20 protein-coding genes are annotated in these 15982 nt (G+C 72.8%); 12 read left to right on the top strand and 8 right to left on the bottom strand.

Annotated elements, in window-relative coordinates; all coding sequences use genetic code 11:
- Window positions 1–149: 149 nt before the first annotated feature.
- From radA to ACQUQ1_RS05885, 6 genes are all read left to right on the top strand, one after another.
- The gene (radA, locus tag ACQUQ1_RS05910) at window positions 150–1181 is read left to right on the top strand and encodes a DNA repair and recombination protein RadA (RefSeq protein ID WP_435063346.1); all 1032 of its coding nucleotides are present in this window, start codon (window positions 150–152) and stop codon (window positions 1179–1181) included.
- Window positions 1182–1282: 101 nt separating this feature from the next.
- The gene (locus ACQUQ1_RS05905) at window positions 1283–1660 is read left to right on the top strand and encodes a DUF7475 family protein (protein ID WP_435063345.1); all 378 of its coding nucleotides are present in this window, start codon (window positions 1283–1285) and stop codon (window positions 1658–1660) included.
- Window positions 1661–1666: 6 nt separating this feature from the next.
- Window positions 1667–2221, top strand: coding sequence for a metal-dependent hydrolase (locus tag ACQUQ1_RS05900; protein ID WP_435063344.1), 555 nt, complete (start codon window positions 1667–1669; stop codon window positions 2219–2221).
- Between the two features lie 148 nt (window positions 2222–2369).
- The gene (locus tag ACQUQ1_RS05895) at window positions 2370–2786 is read left to right on the top strand and encodes a 6-pyruvoyl trahydropterin synthase family protein (protein ID WP_435063343.1); all 417 of its coding nucleotides are present in this window, start codon (window positions 2370–2372) and stop codon (window positions 2784–2786) included.
- Window positions 2779–4002: a glycosyltransferase family 4 protein gene (locus tag ACQUQ1_RS05890; RefSeq protein ID WP_435063342.1), complete on the top strand. Its 1224-nt coding sequence runs from the start codon at window positions 2779–2781 to the stop codon at window positions 4000–4002. Before ACQUQ1_RS05895 ends, ACQUQ1_RS05890 begins: the two co-directional genes overlap by 8 nt.
- Complete coding sequence (locus ACQUQ1_RS05885; protein ID WP_435063341.1) at window positions 3992–4927, top strand: class I SAM-dependent methyltransferase; 936 nt, start codon at window positions 3992–3994, stop codon at window positions 4925–4927. Before ACQUQ1_RS05890 ends, ACQUQ1_RS05885 begins: the two co-directional genes overlap by 11 nt.
- 67 nt (window positions 4928–4994) lie before the next feature.
- Here the strand turns inward: ACQUQ1_RS05885 and sufU are convergent, their stop codons facing one another.
- The 4 genes from sufU to ACQUQ1_RS05865 all read right to left on the bottom strand — a co-directional run bounded on the left by sufU (window position 4995) and on the right by ACQUQ1_RS05865 (window position 8229).
- Window positions 4995–5417, bottom strand: coding sequence for a Fe-S cluster assembly sulfur transfer protein SufU (sufU, locus tag ACQUQ1_RS05880; protein WP_435063713.1), 423 nt, complete (start codon window positions 5415–5417; stop codon window positions 4995–4997).
- A gap of 132 nt (window positions 5418–5549) precedes the next feature.
- Complete coding sequence (locus ACQUQ1_RS05875) at window positions 5550–6833, bottom strand: aminotransferase class V-fold PLP-dependent enzyme (RefSeq protein WP_435063340.1); 1284 nt, start codon at window positions 6831–6833, stop codon at window positions 5550–5552.
- Between the two features lie 169 nt (window positions 6834–7002).
- Window positions 7003–7362, bottom strand: a complete 360-nt coding sequence (locus tag ACQUQ1_RS05870; RefSeq protein WP_435063339.1) for a DUF424 domain-containing protein — start codon at window positions 7360–7362, stop codon at window positions 7003–7005.
- Window positions 7363–8229, bottom strand: coding sequence for a tetratricopeptide repeat protein (locus tag ACQUQ1_RS05865; protein ID WP_435063338.1), 867 nt, complete (start codon window positions 8227–8229; stop codon window positions 7363–7365).
- Window positions 8230–8325: 96 nt separating this feature from the next.
- Between ACQUQ1_RS05865 and thpR the strand changes: the two genes are divergently transcribed.
- Together thpR and ACQUQ1_RS05855 are read left to right on the top strand one after the other, a co-directional pair.
- Complete coding sequence (gene thpR / locus ACQUQ1_RS05860) at window positions 8326–8886, top strand: RNA 2',3'-cyclic phosphodiesterase (RefSeq protein WP_435063337.1); 561 nt, start codon at window positions 8326–8328, stop codon at window positions 8884–8886.
- 101 nt (window positions 8887–8987) lie between these two features.
- Window positions 8988–9542 carry an NUDIX domain-containing protein gene (locus tag ACQUQ1_RS05855; protein ID WP_435063336.1) on the top strand — a complete coding sequence of 185 codons (555 nt, stop codon included), beginning with the start codon at window positions 8988–8990 and terminating at the stop codon, window positions 9540–9542.
- Window positions 9543–9599: 57 nt separating this feature from the next.
- On the opposite strand, the gene ACQUQ1_RS05850 is transcribed toward ACQUQ1_RS05855, so the two are convergent.
- The 3 genes from ACQUQ1_RS05850 to ACQUQ1_RS05840 form a co-directional block, all read right to left on the bottom strand.
- Window positions 9600–10889 (bottom strand): adenosylhomocysteinase, encoded by a 1290-nt coding sequence (locus ACQUQ1_RS05850; protein WP_435063335.1) that lies wholly within the window; start codon window positions 10887–10889, stop codon window positions 9600–9602.
- Between the two features lie 93 nt (window positions 10890–10982).
- Window positions 10983–12284 carry an amidohydrolase gene (locus tag ACQUQ1_RS05845; protein WP_435063334.1) on the bottom strand — a complete coding sequence of 434 codons (1302 nt, stop codon included), beginning with the start codon at window positions 12282–12284 and terminating at the stop codon, window positions 10983–10985.
- A gap of 88 nt (window positions 12285–12372) precedes the next feature.
- Window positions 12373–13470 carry a nucleoside recognition protein gene (locus ACQUQ1_RS05840; RefSeq protein WP_435063333.1) on the bottom strand — a complete coding sequence of 366 codons (1098 nt, stop codon included), beginning with the start codon at window positions 13468–13470 and terminating at the stop codon, window positions 12373–12375.
- A gap of 164 nt (window positions 13471–13634) precedes the next feature.
- Between ACQUQ1_RS05840 and ACQUQ1_RS05835 the strand changes: the two genes are divergently transcribed.
- Window positions 13635–14123, top strand: coding sequence for a hypothetical protein (locus tag ACQUQ1_RS05835; protein ID WP_435063332.1), 489 nt, complete (start codon window positions 13635–13637; stop codon window positions 14121–14123).
- A gap of 12 nt (window positions 14124–14135) precedes the next feature.
- Here the strand turns inward: ACQUQ1_RS05835 and ACQUQ1_RS05830 are convergent, their stop codons facing one another.
- Window positions 14136–14774 carry a hypothetical protein gene (locus ACQUQ1_RS05830; protein ID WP_435063331.1) on the bottom strand — a complete coding sequence of 213 codons (639 nt, stop codon included), beginning with the start codon at window positions 14772–14774 and terminating at the stop codon, window positions 14136–14138.
- Window positions 14775–14878: 104 nt separating this feature from the next.
- Here ACQUQ1_RS05830 and ACQUQ1_RS05825 point away from each other — a divergent pair, with 104 nt between their 5' ends.
- From ACQUQ1_RS05825 to ACQUQ1_RS05815, 3 genes are read left to right on the top strand one after another with little or no spacing between them, the layout of a single operon-like run.
- Window positions 14879–15031, top strand: a complete 153-nt coding sequence (locus ACQUQ1_RS05825; RefSeq protein WP_073308560.1) for a 50S ribosomal protein L39e — start codon at window positions 14879–14881, stop codon at window positions 15029–15031.
- Window positions 15032–15307 (top strand): 50S ribosomal protein L31e, encoded by a 276-nt coding sequence (locus ACQUQ1_RS05820; RefSeq protein WP_435063330.1) that lies wholly within the window; start codon window positions 15032–15034, stop codon window positions 15305–15307.
- Between the two features lie 7 nt (window positions 15308–15314).
- Entirely contained in the window at window positions 15315–15980 is a 666-nt protein-coding gene (locus ACQUQ1_RS05815; RefSeq protein WP_435063329.1) for a translation initiation factor IF-6, read from the top strand.
- The last annotated feature ends 2 nt before the right edge of the window (window positions 15981–15982 follow it).

Here is a 15982-nt window from a genome sequence, read left to right as displayed (position 1 = left end):
AGTGTCTTCTCCCGTTCCGTCGGCCACCGACCCTTCCCTCCTGAACCCTCGCACACCGATCGTGAGCGACCCGCCGCTCTACCTCGATTTCACTTTCACTTTACTGTTAACGGGGGTTTATGTAGGGAGCCGGGCAAGGACGGGGTACGATGGCAGAAGACGACCTTCAGGACCTACCCGGCGTCGGCCCCGCGACCGCTGACAAGCTCGTCGAAGCCGGCTTCGACAGCTACCAGAGCATCGCGGTCGCGAGCCCCGCGGAGCTGGGCAACACGGCCGACATCGGCGACTCGACCGCCAACGACATCATCCAGGGCGCCCGCGAGGCGGCCGACGTCGGCGGATTCGAGTCCGGCGCGCAGGTGCTGGAGCGACGCGAGCAGATCGGCAAGCTCTCCTGGCAGATCGAGGAGGTCGACGACCTCCTCGGCGGCGGGCTAGAGACGCAGTCGATCACCGAGGTGTACGGCGAGTTCGGCGCCGGCAAGTCGCAGGTGACCCACCAGATGGCCGTGAACGTCCAGCTCTCCAAGGAGGACGGCGGGCTCGACGGCTCGGCCATCTTCGTCGACTCCGAGGACACGTTCCGCCCCGAGCGGATCGACGACATGGTCCGCGGGCTGGACGAGGAGATCCTCGAACGGGAGTTCGAGCGCCGCGAGATCGAGGGGTCGCCCGACGACGACGACGACATGCGCACGCTCGTCGAGGACTTCCTCGACCACATCCACGTCGCGAAGGCGTTCAACTCCAACCACCAGATCCTCCTGGCCGAGAAGGCCAAGGAGCTCGCGAGCGAGCACGAGGACACTGACTGGCCCGTCCGGATGCTCACCGTCGACTCGCTGACCGCCCACTTCCGCGCCGAGTACGTCGGCCGGGGCGAGCTCGCCGAGCGCCAGCAGAAGCTCAACAAGCACCTGCACGACCTGATGCGCATCGGCGACCTGTACAACTGCGTCGTGCTCGTGACGAACCAGGTCGCCTCCAACCCCGACTCCTACTTCGGCGACCCGACCCAGCCGATCGGCGGCAACATCCTGGGCCACACCTCGACGTTCCGGATCTACCTCCGCAAGTCGAAGGGCGACAAGCGGATCGTCCGGCTCGTGGACGCGCCGAACCTGGCGGACGGCGAGGCCGTGATGCGCGTGCAGGACGGCGGGCTCAAGCCCGAGTAACTCCGGTACGCGGCCGGAGCGTCCGCCCCGACGACGGGGGCGATCCCGCCGGCGACGGTTCCGTGAGAGTTTTTAACACGGACCGGCGCCTCGGGGGAACCATGAGTACCGAAACCGCGTCCGACGGCCTCGCCCTCCACACGGAGTCGATGACCGGCCTCCACTGGGCCGGCGTCGCGCTCGCGACGGTCACCGGGGCGATCCACCTGTGGCTCGCGTACGCGTTCCGCGCGGACGACACGGCGCTGGCCGTCGCGTTCCTGATCGCCGCCGTCGGGTTCCTCGGGGGCGTCGCGGCGGTCCTGCTCGGCTACCGACGGCGGCTGTTCTACGTCCTCGGGATCCCCTTCACCGCCGGCCAGATCCCGATCTGGTACGTCGTGAACGCCCCGGACTTCGGGGCGACCGGCATCGCCGACAAGGTCGTCCAGGTCCTCCTCATCGTCGTCCTCGCGGTCCTCTACCGGCGCGGATCGTAGGCCGTGATGGCGTTCACGCACGCGCTCGTCGGCGCCGTCCTCGCGGCGCCGGTGGTGGCGGTCGCGCCCGAGTTCGCGGTCCCCGCGGCGGCCGCCGGGATGCTCGGCGGGGTCCTCCCGGACCTCGACCTGTTCGTCGGCCGCCACCGGCGGACGCTGCACTTCCCGGTGCTCGGCTGGGCGCTCGCGCTGCCGGCGGCGGCGCTCGCGCTGGCGGCCCCGTCGGCCGCCGCCGTCGCGGCCGCCGTGGGCTGTGCGTCGTTCGCCCTCCACGCCGGCACGGACGCCCTCGGCGCCGGCGACGAGATCCGGCCGTGGGAGCGCACCTCCGCGGAGGCCGTCTACGACCACCTCCGCGGCCGGTGGATCCGTCCCCGGTACTGGATCCGCTACGACGGCGCGCCCGAGGACGCCGTCGCCACGGCGGTGCTCGCGGTTCCGGTCGTCGCGTTCTACCCCGCGCCGCTGCCGGCGGTCGCGACCGCCTGCGTCGTCCTCGGGGTCGCGTACGCGATCGTCCGCCGGCGGCTCCCGCCCGTCGTCGAGGAGTTCGTCGGTTGATGCCGCCCGCCGCGCCCGCGATACGTTTAGGACGCCGGCGCCGTTCTGATCGGCCGTCAGATCGGCCGGTCCGACGCGGGCCGGGGGCGCCCCGCCGCCCCGGGGGACGCCCGACCCGCGGTCGCCGCGCCGCCGCCCGACGACCCCCATGACATACCGCACGACCGTCACGCGGCAGTTCGTCGCACAGCACTACCTCACGGTTCCCGACCCCGGCCCCGAGGGCGACCTCCACTCGCACGTCTTCTCGGTCGAGGCCACCTTCGCCGGCCCGTCGCTCGGCGAGTACGACTACCTGGTCGACATCGACGACGTGCGCGCGGCGCTGGACGGGGCCGAGGCGCGCTACCGGGACGCGACGCTGAACGACCTCCCCGAGTTCGAGGGGTACAACCCCAGCGTCGAGCGCCTCGCGCGCGTCCTCCACGACCGCCTCGCCCCGGCCGCCGCGGACGGCCCCGCCGAGACGCTCCGCGTGACCGTCTGGGAGGACGACGAGGCCGCAGCCGGCTACGAGGGGCCGATCGTCGGCGCCGCCGGGGGCGACGCCGACGGCGATGGCTGAGCCGGCGGCGGGACCGACCGCGTCCGCCGACGGGGGCGGAGACGACGAGGGTCCCGGCGGCGGCGACCGCGACGAGCCCGGCGGCGATAGCTCCGGGAGCGACGGCCTCGCGGTCGCGCTCGTCGTCCCCGGCGACCCCGCGACCACCTCCGGGGGGTTCCGCTACGACCGTCGCCTCGTCGCCGGCCTTCGGGCGGCCGGCGCGACGGTCCGTGCGTTCTCGGTGCCGTGGCGCCGGTACCCCCTCGGCGTCCTCGACGCGCCGGGGCTCGCGACCGGGATCCCCCGGGAGCTGCGCGACGCCGACGCGGTCGTCGTGGACGAGCTCGCACACCCCGGCGCGTGGGGGCTCGTCCGCCGGCTCCGACGCGGAGGGACGCCGGCCGTCGCGCTGGTCCACCACCTCCGGCGGGCGGAGGGGGGCCGGCTCGCGCCGGTCGCGACGCGGCTGGAGCGGCTCTTCCTGCGCGGGTGTTCGGCCGCCGTCTGCGTGAGCGACGCCACCGAGCGCGACGTGACGGCCCTCGTCGACGGCCTCCTCACCCACGTCGCGCCGCCGCCGGCCGACCAGTTCGACCCCGACGTCACCCCGGCGGACGTGGACCGTCGCGCCCGCGAGTCGCCGTTCCGGGTGGTCTCGCTCGGGTCGCTCGTCCCGCGGAAGGGACACCCGACGCTGCTGCGGGCGCTCGGGGGGCTCGGAGCGGGCGGCTCACCGGCGGTCGGCCGCCACGACGCCGACCCCGTCACGGACTGGCGGGCGACGGTCGTCGGGCCGGAGCCGGACCCGGGGCACGCCCGCGCGGTGCGCGCGCTCGCCGCCGACCTCGGCGTCGCCGACCGCGTGTCGTTCCGGGGGACGCTGTCGACCGCCGACCTCGCGGCCGTCCTCCGGGAGTCGCACGCGCTCGCGGTCCCCTCCGCCCACGAGGGGTTCGGGATGGCGTACCTGGAGGGGATGGGGTTCGGCCTCCCGGCGGTCGCCTCGGCCGCCGGCGGGGCGGGATCGGTCGTCACTGACGGCGTCGACGGCTTCCTCGTCGACCCCGGCGACGTGACGGGCGTCCGCGACTCGCTCGACGCGCTCGCGGGCGACCGCGACCGGCTGGCGCGGATGGGCCGGGCGGCGCTCCGCCGATTCGACGCCCACCCCGACTGGGCCGACACCGTCGCCGGCGTCCGCGACTTCCTCGCGGAGGTGGCCGATGGAGGGTGACGACGTCGCGTACCTGGAGGCGGCGCGCACCGTCGACGCGCGCGCCCACAGCGACGCCGCGACCGACGCGTTCCGGGCGGCGCTCCGGAACGACGAGGGTGATAGTTCCGGCGGTGTGGCCGTGTTCGAGGCCGGCGCCGGCACCTGCGGGATGCTCCGGCGGCTGCTGGCCGACGGCGCGCTGCCCGCGGGCGAGTGGGTCGCCGTCGACGCTGACGAGCGCGTGCTGTCGGCGGGGCGGGAGCGCCTGCGAGCGGAGGCCGGCGCCGCCGGCTACGCGGTCGCGGAGGCGGACGACGACCTGCTCCTCCGCGATCCTGACGGGGGCGTCCTCCGCGTCCGCTTCGCGGTCGGCGACGCCCGCACGGTCGCCGCCGACCGCGGCGGCGGCTTCGACGGCGTGGTCGCGCGGTCGTTCGCGGACCTGCTCGACCCCGACGACGTGCTCGGCCTCCTCCGGACGGCGGCCCCGGGCGGCTGGTACCACCTCCCGCTCACCTTCGACGGCGAGACGCGCGTCTCTCCGCCGCATCCCGCCGACGACCCCGTGATCGAGGCGTTCCACGGGACGATGCGCAACCGGGGGCGGGCGGCGACCCTGCTCGCCGAACGCTTCGGGGAGGCGGGGTCGCCGCCGTCGGTCGACGCGCGCTCGGACTGGGTCGTCGAGGCGGCGACGGACCGCGGGGAGGAGGCGGAGGACGACGGGAAGGGAACGGATAGGGGCGCCGGCGCCGCCTACCCGGCCGGCGAGGCGGCGTTCCTCCGGACGCTCCTCGACACCGTCGTCGCCGCGGTTCGGGAGTCCGGAGCGGTCGCGGACGCGACGCTCTCGGGGTGGGCGGAGACGAGAGGATCGCAGTTGGAACGGGGGGAGCTCGGGTACGTCGCCGTCAACCGGGACCTGTTCGGCCGGGTTCCCTGAACCGCCGGCGCGGCCGGACGGACGGGCGGGCGTCCGGGCGTGGCGGTGTCGACGTCGCCGTCGGGGGTCAGTCCTCGGTTCTCGTGACGTCGAGGTCGTCGATCTCGCCCTCGTGGAGCCTCGCGCCGTCCTGTGCGACCTGCCGGGCGAGCACGGCGCACTTGATCCGCATCGGGGAGATGTCGACGCCGAGCATCTCGGTGACGTCGTCGGTGTCCATCGCCTCCAGCTCGTCGAGGGTCATCCCCTGCAGGCGCTCGGAGAGCATCGACGCCGACGCCTGCGAGATGGCACAGCCGTCGCCCGAGAAGGCGACGTACTCGATCGTCTCGCCGTCGTCCGCCAGGCGCACGTCGACGCGGATGGTGTCGCCGCAGGAGGGGTTCTCGCCGGTGTGAGAGAAGGTCGCGTCGTCGAGTTCGCCGTAGTTGCGCGGGTTCTTGTAGTGATCCAGGATCTGCTGCCGGTACATGTCGGAGCCGCCGCCGATTCCCATTGTTGCCGGGAGTTGGCGAGTGCGCCGGTTAAGGGTTCTGGGGTCGGGGGGTTCGGTACGGTCGGAAGCGGGGCGCACGGCCCCGCGAACGGCGGCCGCCGAGCGGACGGGGAGCCGACGGGAGGACTACGCGAACAGCTGTCGCGCGTCGTCGACCGCCTCCACCAGCGTGTCGATCTCCTCGCGCGTGTTGTAGACGTAGAAGGACGCGCGGGCGCTGGCCGCGACCCCGAGTTTGTCGTGGAGCGGCTGGGTGCAGTGGTCGCCGGCGCGGACGGCGACGGCGTGGTCGTTGAGGATGCTGGAGAGGTCGTGGGCGTGGACGCCGTCGAGGTTGAACGCCACGAGGCCGGCCCGGTCGTCGCCGGGCGGGCCGTAGATCTCCACGTCGTCGTACTCCGTGAGGCGGTCGTAGGCGTACTCGGCGAGGATGCCCTCGTGGGCGTGGACGTTCTCCATCCCCAGGTCCTCCAGGTAGTCGATGGCGGCGTGGAGGGCGATCCCCTGCGCGATGACGGGCGTGCCCGCCTCGAACTTCCAGGGGAGGTCCTCCCACTGGGAGTCCTCGAAGGTGACCTTCCGGATCATCTCGCCCCCGTAGAGGTACGGCTCCATCTCCTCCAGGAGGTGCTGTTTCCCGTAGAGCACGCCGATCCCCGTCGGGCCGCACATCTTGTGGCCCGAGAAGGCGAAGAAGTCCGCGTCGATGGCGCCCACGTCGACGGGCATGTGGGGCACCGACTGCGCGCCGTCGACGAAGATCAGGCCGCCGTGGTCGTGGACGAGGTCCGCGAGCTCGCGCACGGGGTTGACGGTGCCGAGCGTGTTCGAGACGTGGACGACGCTCGCCATCGCGGTGTCGTCGTCGATCAGCTCGCGGGCGTGGTCCATGTCGAGGCGGCCGTCCTCGTCGACGCGGACGAACCGTACGTCCGCGCCGGTCCGCTTGCCGATCTGCTGCCAGGTGACCAGCGAGGCGTGGTGCTCCATCTCGGTGAGGACGACGTTGTCTCCCGGGCCGAGCTCGTTGAGCCCCCACGCGTACGCGACGAGGTTCTCGGCCTCGGTGGTGTTCTTCGTGAAGACGACCTTCTCGCGTCCCTCGGCGCCGATGAACTCCGCGACGCGGTCGTGAGCGTTCTCGTAGGCGATCGACGCCTCCTGGCTCAGGTGGTGGATGCCGCGGTGGACGTTGGAGTTGTACGAGCGGTAGTAGTCCGCTATCGTCTCGACCACCTGCTCGGGCGTGTGGCTCGTCGCCGCGTTGTCGAGATACACCAGCGGCTCCGTGTCGTTCTCGTCCTCGCCGGGGACCGTCACGTCGCCGCCGACCTTCCGCTGCAGGATGGGAAAGTCCGCGCGGACTGCCTCGACGTCGAGCGGGTACGGTTCCTGCTCAGGCGCTTCCATTACCGTGTAGGAGGGGTCGGAGGGGTAACATCCCTTCGGTCACGCGGGCAGGAAGTAACCGGTTTCGGGTACGATCCGGCGCGCACGGCCGGGAGTTCGCGGCGGGTCGCGGTCGGAGGGGAAGGGGAGCGGGATCGGATCCGTCGTCCGATCCGGGTCGGAGCCGAGATCAGAGCCAGAGCAACTGCGCGTGGAGCGTCCCGTCCACCTCGAGCACGCGGTCGGCGTCGACGACCCCCTCCTCGACGGCGACGCCGACGCAGTCCTCGCCCACGAGGTTCGCCGTGTCGGCGTCGTACAGTCCCCGGACGACCGCGTCGGCGTCCCCGTGTTCGGCGTCGTCGCTCCCGTAGAACTCCTCGGTCACCTCCAGGGTGACGGCGCCGTCCTCGAACGTCTCCCCGAGCACGTCGGCGTCGCACACCGCCACGAGCGTCCCCTCGGGGGTCTCCCGACGCGTGATCAGGTAGTCCGTCCCGCCGTCGGCGCCGAGGTCCGCGTCGGGGCCGTCCCCGGCGTCGTCGCTCATCTACAGGCCCCCGAGGTCGAGGTCGTCGTCGCCGTCGCGGCCGCCGAGGCCGCCCGGTTCGCCTCCCGACCCTCTCGGACCGCCGCCACCCATCGCGCCGGTCGCTCCCGCGCCTCCCTCGGCGTGCTCCTCGACCATCCGCTGTTCGGCCTCCTCGCGGATCTCCTCGGCGCGCTCGGCGGCCTGCTCGGCCTCGTCCTCGCGCCCGAGTTCGTCGAGCGCGCGGGCCTTCTCCTCGAGCACCTCGGCGTTGCGCATGCCCAGGCGGATCGCGTTGTCGAAGGCGGTGACGGCGTCCTCGAGCAGGCCGCGCTCGACGAGGAAGAATCCCCGGTTGTACCACGCCTGCGGGAACCGCGGGTCGATCTCGACGGCCCGCTCGGCGTGTTCGAGCGCCTGTTCGGTGCGGCCGGACTCGTGGAGCGCGTACGCGAGGTTCGTCTCGGCGCTGGCGGCGTGTTCGGAGTCGTCGTCGATGCGGAGCGCCTCCTGATACGCGCCGATGGCCTCGTCCCACTCCTCCAACTGCGCGTGGGCGACGCCCTTGTTCACCCACGCCTCCTGCTGTTCGAGGGAGTCGTCGTCCGCGAACTGCGCGGCGCGCTCGAACGTCTCGGTCGCCTCCTCGAAGCGGTTGATCCCCATGTAGGAGAGCCCGACCTCCATCAGGCTCTCCACGTCGACGCGGTCCTTGGGGATGTTGCGCTCGTCGAGCAGGTCGGCGATCACCCGCGTGTCGACGGGATCGACCTGCGAGGGGTCGGCGTTCAGTTCCTCCGGGTCGAGCGTGAACTCCTCGTAGTCCTCGTCGAGGCCCTGCCCCTCGGAGAACTCGTGGGGGTCGCGTTCGGACTCGTCGTCGCTCATTACCACGAGTTCGACCGTGTGGACGGATGTATGTTGCGCGTGCGGGTCGAGGCGACCCGCCCCGTGCTTTTGTGCACCGCCGACGAAGCGTTCCGTATGCCGCGACTGTTCGTCTCGGTCGACCTCCCGGACCGGCTGGCGGACGACTTCGCCGCCGTACAGGAGCCGATCCGCGACGTGTCGAGCCTCCGGTTCACCGATCCCGAGCAGGCTCACTGCACCCTGAAGTTCCTCGGCGACACGGACGAGTCCCGCGTCGAGGACGTGACGGAGGCGCTGGAGGACGCGGTCGACACCGCCGGCGTCGACCCGTTCGAGGTCGAGGTGGGCGGCCTCGGCGTCTTCCCCTCCCGCGAGTACGTCAGCGTGATCTGGGTCGGCGTCCGGGAGGGCCGCGGCGCCGCCGAGTTGGCCCGGCTCGCGGAGGCCGTCGAGCGCGAGACGGTCGCGCTTGGGTTCGACGAGTCGGATCACGAGTTCACGCCGCACGTCACCCTGGCGCGGATGGACGACGCCCGGGGGAAGGACCGGGTGCTGGAGTACCTCGACGAGGACCCCACCGTGGGCCGGTTCGAGGCGCGGGAGGTGCGCCTGACGGAGTCGACGCTGACGAGCGACGGCCCCGAGTACGAGACGCGGGCGCGGGTGTCGCTGTAGCGGGGCGGCCGGGACGGGTCGCCCGTCGATGGGTCCGCACCGCGACGCCGCCGAAGGGTCGCCCCGGGTACAGTTACGGGGGCGGGGTGCCATCAGTTCCCATGGTCAATCGCCCGCCCGACTACTGTCCGTACTGCGGGACGGCGCTGGACCCCGTCGACCCGCCGACCGCCTACCGGTGTGCGTCCTGCGACGACTTCGTGTTCCACAACCCCTGCCCCGGCGGCGGGACGCTCGTCGTCGAGGACGGCGCCGTGCTGCTCGTCGAGGACTTCCGGACGCCCGGCGAGTGGAAGCCGCCGGAGGGGCGGGTCCACTGCGGCGAGTCGCTCCGCGAGGGCGTCGCCCGCGAGTTGGCGGAGGAGACGGGGCTGTCGGCGGACCCGGGCGACCTCGTGTACGTCCACGACGAGGCGGGCGAGCCCGTGCCGGAGCAGTACATGGTCGAGATATACTACGCGGTCCCCCGGTCGGCGACGACCGGGACCGTCGAGGCCGGGTCGGACGCGACCGACGCCCGGTTCTGGACGCCCGCCGCGTTCGCGGCCTCCGATCAGACGCTGAAGGGGCTACACGCCGACTCGTTCTGGTACGACGAGGACGACGACCTCCGGCCGCTGCTGTCGACGGTCCGGGAGGCGCTCGACGGCGCGTAGCGGCGCCGTCGGCGACCCGTCGGCCTCACGGGCCGACGCGGGGTCGGGCGCGCGACCTCAGGTGCCGTGCTGCCACGATCCCATGTACTCGCGCTGCTCGTCGCTGAGGTCGTCGAACTCGACGCCCTCGGCCGCGAGCTTCACCTCGGCGACCTCGCGGTCCAGGTCGTCCGGAACCTCGTGGACGCCGGCGTCGTAGCCGTCGCCGTTCTCGACCAGCTCGCGCACGCAGACGGCCTGGACGCCGAAGCTCTGGTCCATGACCTCGACCGGGTGGCCGAGCGCGATGGGCGCCGCGAGGTTGACGAGGCGGCCCTCCGCGAGGACGTTCAGCCGGCGGCCGTCGGCCAGCTCGTAGGCCTCGACGCCGTCGCGGGCCTCGTAGCGGTCGACCGCGAGGTCGTCCAGCTGGTCGAGGTTGATCTCCACGTCGAAGTGGCCGGCGTTCGCGAGGAGCGCGCCGTCCTGCATGACCTCGAAGTGCTCCTCGGTGATCACGTCGCGGTTGCCGGTGGTGGTGATGAACACGTCGCCCTCCTCGGCGGCCTCCTCCATCGGCATCACGTCGTAGCCCTCCATGTGGGCCTCCAGCGCCTTCCGGGAGTCGACCTCGCAGACGATGACGTTCGCGTTCTGGCCGGCGGCCTTCTTGGCGACGCCCTTGCCGCAGTAGCCGAAGCCGGCGACGACGACGTCCTTGCCGGCGAACGAGAGGTTCGTCGTCATGGCGATGGTCGCGAGGGAGGACTCGCCGGTGCCGTGGACGTTGTCGAACAGGCGCTTCATCGGCGTGTCGTTCACGGCGAACACCGGGTAGTGAAGCTCGCCGTCGGCGTCCATCGCGCGCAGGCGGTGGACGCCCGTCGTGGTCTCCTCGCAGCCGCCGACGATGGAGTCGATGAGCTCGGGGTAGTCCTCGTGGATGGCGGCGACCATGTCCATCCCGTCGTCCACCGTGATCGTCGGCTCGTGGGCGATGACCGACTCGATGGCGGCGTAGTAGCCGTCGTCGTCGACCCCTCGCACGGCGTAGGAGGTGATGTTCTCGTGAGCGTCCAGCGCCGCGCTCACGTCGTCGTGCGTCGACAGCGGGTTACAGCCCGTGATCGCGACCTCCGCGCCGCCGTCGGCGAGCAGCTCGACGAGGTTCGCGGTCTTCGCCTCGACGTGCATCGCCATGCCGATCGTCTGGCCCTCGAAGGGCCGACTGTCCTCGAACTCCCCGCGGAGGTGCGAGAGGATGGGCATGTGCTGGAGCGCCCAGTCCATCTTGCGGCGGCCCTCCTCGCGGGCGCGTTCGGGGTCGTCGAGGTGGTCGGTGACCGGCGGATACGACTGCGTACTCATGTGTTCGCGGTGGGTCGGGGGCGGTATAATCCCGCCGGAGTCCGCGCGCGGGCGGTCGTCCGCGTCCGGGGGCCGGCGGGCGGGTGACGGGCGCTACGCCTCGGCCCGCTCCACGACCGCCTCGGCGTGCTCCTGTGCCCGCTCGCGGACGGCCGCCTCGTCGAACGCGAGCACGTCGCGATCCCGCATGAGCACCTCGCCGTCGCACACCGTGTGGCGCACGTCGCTGCCGCGGGCGGCGTACACGAGGTGGGAGACGAGGTCGTGTTCGGGCGTCAGGTGCGGCGCGTCGAGGTCGACGACGGCGAGGTCGGCGTTCGCGCCCGGTTCGATCCGGCCGGCGTCGAAGCCGAGCGCGTCGGCGCCGCCCTCGGTCGCCATCCGGACGACGGACTCGGCGGAGACGGCCGCGGCGTCGTCCGCCGCGAGCTTCCCCAGCATCGCGGCGTCGCGCATCTCGTCGAAGGCGTCGAGGTCGTTGTTCGAGGCGGCGCCGTCGGTGCCGAGCGCGACCGGGACCCCCGCGTCGAGCATCCCCTGCACGGGCGCCATCCCGGACGCGAGCTTCATGTTCGAGGCCGGGCAGTGGACGACGCTGACGCCGCGCTCGGCGAGCGTCTCCATCTCGGTCGCGTCGGTGTGGACGCCGTGGGCGACGAAGGTATCCCCGCGGAGCAGGCCCAGGTCGTCGGCGTGCTCGCTCGGACGGACGCCGTGCTCGTCGACGACTGGCTCCACCTCGTCGGTCGTCTCGTTGAGGTGGAAGTGGATCGGCACGTCCGCGTCGCGGGCGCGCTCGGCAGTCTCGGCGAGCAACTCGTCCGAGACCGTCGTCAGCGAGTGGGGCATCACGGCCGTCCGGACCCGCCCGTCTGCGGCGCCGTCGAGCCGTTCGGCGACCCCGAACGACTCGTCGAGGTCCGCCCGCGCCGCCGCCTCGTCCTTCCCGACCGTGACGACGCCGTGGCCGAGGCGGGCGCGCACGCCGGCGCGCTCGACCGCCCCGGCGACCTCGTCGACGTGGAAGTACATGTCCGCGAAGGCGGTGACGCCGGATCGGATCATCTCCACGAGCCCCAGTTCGGCGCCGACGCGCACGTCGTCGGCCGTCAGTTCCCCCTCGACGGGCCAGACGTGCTCGCGGAGCCACGTCTCCAGCGGCTCGTCGTCCGCGTAGCCCCGGAGGAGCGTCATCGCGACGTGGCAGTGGGCGTTGACGAGCCCGGGGATCACGAGGCCGCCCTCGGCGTGGAGGACCTCGTCGGCCTCGCCCGAGAGGTCCGGCGCGACGTCGAGGATCTCGCCCGCGTCGGCGTCGAGCAGGACGTCCGCCTCGCGCACGTCGAGTTCGGGGGTGAGCACGCGGCCGCCCGCGACGGCGAGTGTGTCGGTCATGATCGCGTGGTGGTGTCGGCGGGGGCGTGAATCCGTCGGGATCGGGTCGGGCCGGTGCGGTCCGATCCGGTGGACTCGCGGAACCGAGTCACGCCAGGAACACGACCAGCGCCGCGCCGATGAACGCCACCTTCAGCGTCGTGTTGAGGATCACGACCTTCGAGCCGAACTCGGCGCCCCACACGCCGTACTGGAACGGGATCGACCGCTTGAACGTCGAGAACGCGAACGAGACGATTCCACCGATCAGCATCCCAGCGACCGCCTGCTCGGGGGTCAGCGTCGTCCCCACCAGCGGGGCGAACGTCGCCGCCCCCGCGGTCGTGTCGAACACGAACACCGCGATGGCGGGGATGACCGCCGCCGGGAGCCCCACGACCTCCGCGAACGGCCCGGCGACGCCCTCGGAGAGCGCCCGCAGGTCGACGCGGGCGACCAGCACCGTGACGAACACGTACACGAGCGCGAGGCGGGGGACGATCCGGCGCAACTTCGACCACGTCGACCGGGCGGCAGACCCGACCCGTTCGCGGGCGTCGCGGTCGTCCGCCGTCGCCGCCTCGGCTTCCGCCGCGGGGTCGTCGCCGCCGGCGGCGTCGGCCGGGGCGTCCGCGCCCCCGGGGCCGCCGCCGTCCGGGGCCGCCTCGCTCGCCTCGCCCGCGCCCTCGGCGTCCGCCGGCGGCGACCCGGCCGCCTCCCCGCGGAGGAGCAGCGCGCCGCCGAGCACGCCCGTCAGAGTGATCCCCAGCGCGATGGCGCCGCGGGTGCCGACGTACAGCACCCCGGTCTCCCGGCCGAGGATCGGGATGATGACCGGAACGTAGAACGTGAACAGGTGCTGGACGAACCCGAAGAACGTGTTTATCGTCACGGCGACGAGCGTCGCGCGGTCCGAGAGCCGCCCCGACTCCCGGAAGTCCGCGAGCATCCCGTACCCCGCCGTCGTCGACGCCGCGGTCGTGACGATGGCGGTCCCGGCCTCGTCGGGCAGGTTCGCCGGTCCCGTGAGGTAGCGCGAGAAGCCGGCGACGCGCTCGACGAGGCCGAACTCGACGGCGACGTTCGCCAGCAGGACGCCGACGGCGACGAGGACGGCGATGCGCGCGACCCGGCCGAGCGCGTCCCACACGAGCGGGAGCAGGTCCGCGAGAACGGGACCGAGCGCGGCGACGCCGGACGGGGCCATGACCGGATCGGGGGAGCGGAGCCACAAGCCGGTTTCGCCCCCGGTCCGTCGAGTGCGGGCGCGTGGAGGTCGGGTCAGGTCGGGTCGGGGACCGACCGGCGGCGGCGGACCCCGTCGTCGCTCCGCCGTCGGTTTTATTTCATCGGACCGAAAACTCCGAGCGGATGCGCGCACGGGGGGAGACGAGGACGACGCGACGCTACCGGGTGAGCGAGCCCGCGCTGTCGGGGCTCGTCGCCGGGGCCGTCGTCGTGCCGGCCCCGCTGTTCGCCGCCGCCGTCGCCGTCGACGGGTGGACCGCCGGGCTGGTCGGGCTGGCGGCGACCGTCGGCGTCGCGCTCCACGCGGCGCTGTCGGCCGCCGGCGAGGACGACGGCGGGCTCTCGGCGGCCGACGCCCCGGTTCGGCGCGCCGGCCTCGCCGGCGGCGGGGCGTTCCTCGCCGGGGCGCTCCCGTCGCTGACGGTGCTGGCGAACCGGCCGTGGAGCTACCTCCTCGCGGTCGGCGTCGTCGCCGTCCAGCTCGGCGTCGTGGCCGCCCTCCGGGTCCGACTGGTCGACAGCGACGTCGTCGAGGTCGCCGTCCGCGTCGCCCTCGGCGGCGCGCTCGCGGGCGCCGTCGGCGCCGGACTGGGGTCGCTGGCGGGGCTGTGAGCGGGGCGGCGCCTACCGGACTTCCTCGACGCGCACGTCGTCGAGGTAGTGGGTGGCGTCCGCCTCCCAGACGACCGCGACGCCGACCGAGAGGTGGAGTTCGTCGGGGAGGTCGCTCGGGCGCCACTCGAACCGGTACTCGTCCCACCCCTCGGCACGGTGGAGCGGCTGTCTGAGCCCCCCCGCCGCGGTCGCCGTCCCCGGCGTGGTGACCGTCTCCGGGGGCGGGAAGTCCTCCTCGGCCGTCGGCGGCTCGGGACCGATCCGGACGGCGAGGTTCCGGAGGACGTTGAAGCTCTCGGACTCGCTCCACGCGTGGACCGACACCCGGAGCACGTCGGCGTCGAGGTCGGCCGTGTCGACGGGTCGGGTCAGCCAGGCGATCCCGTCGTCGTAGTCGCCCTCCGTGAACACCTCGACGCTCCGGGCGCCGGTGTGGGCCCGCTCGGCCGACGGCGATATCGACCACTCGAACTCCTCGACGGGCACCTCCGGCCCGATGGCGGCGCCGGTCGTCCACGGGTCGATCCCGCCCTCGAAGGAGTCCGCCAGCGTCGGCGGGGAGCGGCGCCCGATCACACACCCGGCGAGCGATCCCGCCCCAGCGGCCGCGAGGCCGGCGGCGGCGCGGAGCGCGTCACGTCTGTGCACGGGGACACTCGTGTCGGCGGGAGAACAAAAGTGCGCCGACCCGGGGAGGGGATCGCCCCGGATGGACAGGGTTTTCCCTTCCGGCGCTGAATCTGCCGGATACCATGACCAAGAAATCCAAGGCGAAGAAGAAGCGCCTGGCGAAGCTGGAGCGGCAGAACAGCCGCGTGCCGGCGTGGGTGATGATGAAGACCGACATGGAAGTGACCCGCAACCCGAAGCGACGCCACTGGCGGCGCTCGGACACCGACGAGTAAATGAGCGCGAACGACTTCGAGGAGCGCGTCGTCACGGTCCCGCTGCGCGCGGCCAAGCGCGCGCCCGCCCAGGAGCGCGGCGACAAGGCGATGTCGCTCATCCGGGAACACCTCGCGAAGCACTTCTCGGTCGACGAGGGCGACGTCCGCCTCGACCCGGCGGTCAACGAGACCGTCTGGGAGCGCGGCCGCAAGAAGCCGCCGGGCTCGGTGCGCCTGCGTGCGGCCCGCTTCGACGAGGACGGCGAGGTCGTCGTCGAGGCGGAGCCGGCGTAACACGGGCGTGCTTCGCGTCTCTTTCGCCGGGTCGTCGTACGTCGGCGTCTACGCGCACGCCGCCAGCGACTGCCTCGTCGTGCGCCCCGACGTCGACGACGACCTGGCCGACGGGCTCGCCGAGGAGTTCGGCGTCGACCTCCTGCGCACGACCGTCGGCGGCTCCGGGACGGTCGGCTCGCTGGTCGCCGGCAACGAGAACGGGCTGCTCGTCTCCCGGCAGGCGACCGACCGCGAGGTCCGGAACCTGGAGGCGGCGACGGGCGACCCCGTCCGCCGGCTCCCGGGGAAACTGAACGCCGCCGGCAACGTGGTACTCGCGAACGACTACGGCGCGTACGTCCACCCGGACCTCTCGGACGAGGCGGTCGAGACGGTCGCCGACACGCTCGACGTGCCGGTCGAGCGCGGCTCGCTCGGCGGCGTCAACACCGTCGGCACCGCCGCCGTCGCCAACAACACCGGCGTCCTCTGTCACCCCCACAGCGAGGAGCCGGAGCTGGAGGCGCTGGAGTCCCACCTCGACGTGTACGCCGACCTCGGCACCGTCAACTACGGCGCGCCGCTGGTCGGGTCGGGCCTGCTCGCCAACGACGACGGGTACGCCGTCGGCGAGGACACGACCGGCCCGGAGCTCGGCCGGATCGACGACACGCTCGGGTTCATCGAGTAAGG

Source organism: Halobaculum sp. EA56 (assembly GCF_051195075.1).
Taxonomy (GTDB): Archaea; Halobacteriota; Halobacteria; order Halobacteriales; family Haloferacaceae; genus Halobaculum.
This window is presented reverse-complemented; position numbering and strand designations above follow the sequence as displayed.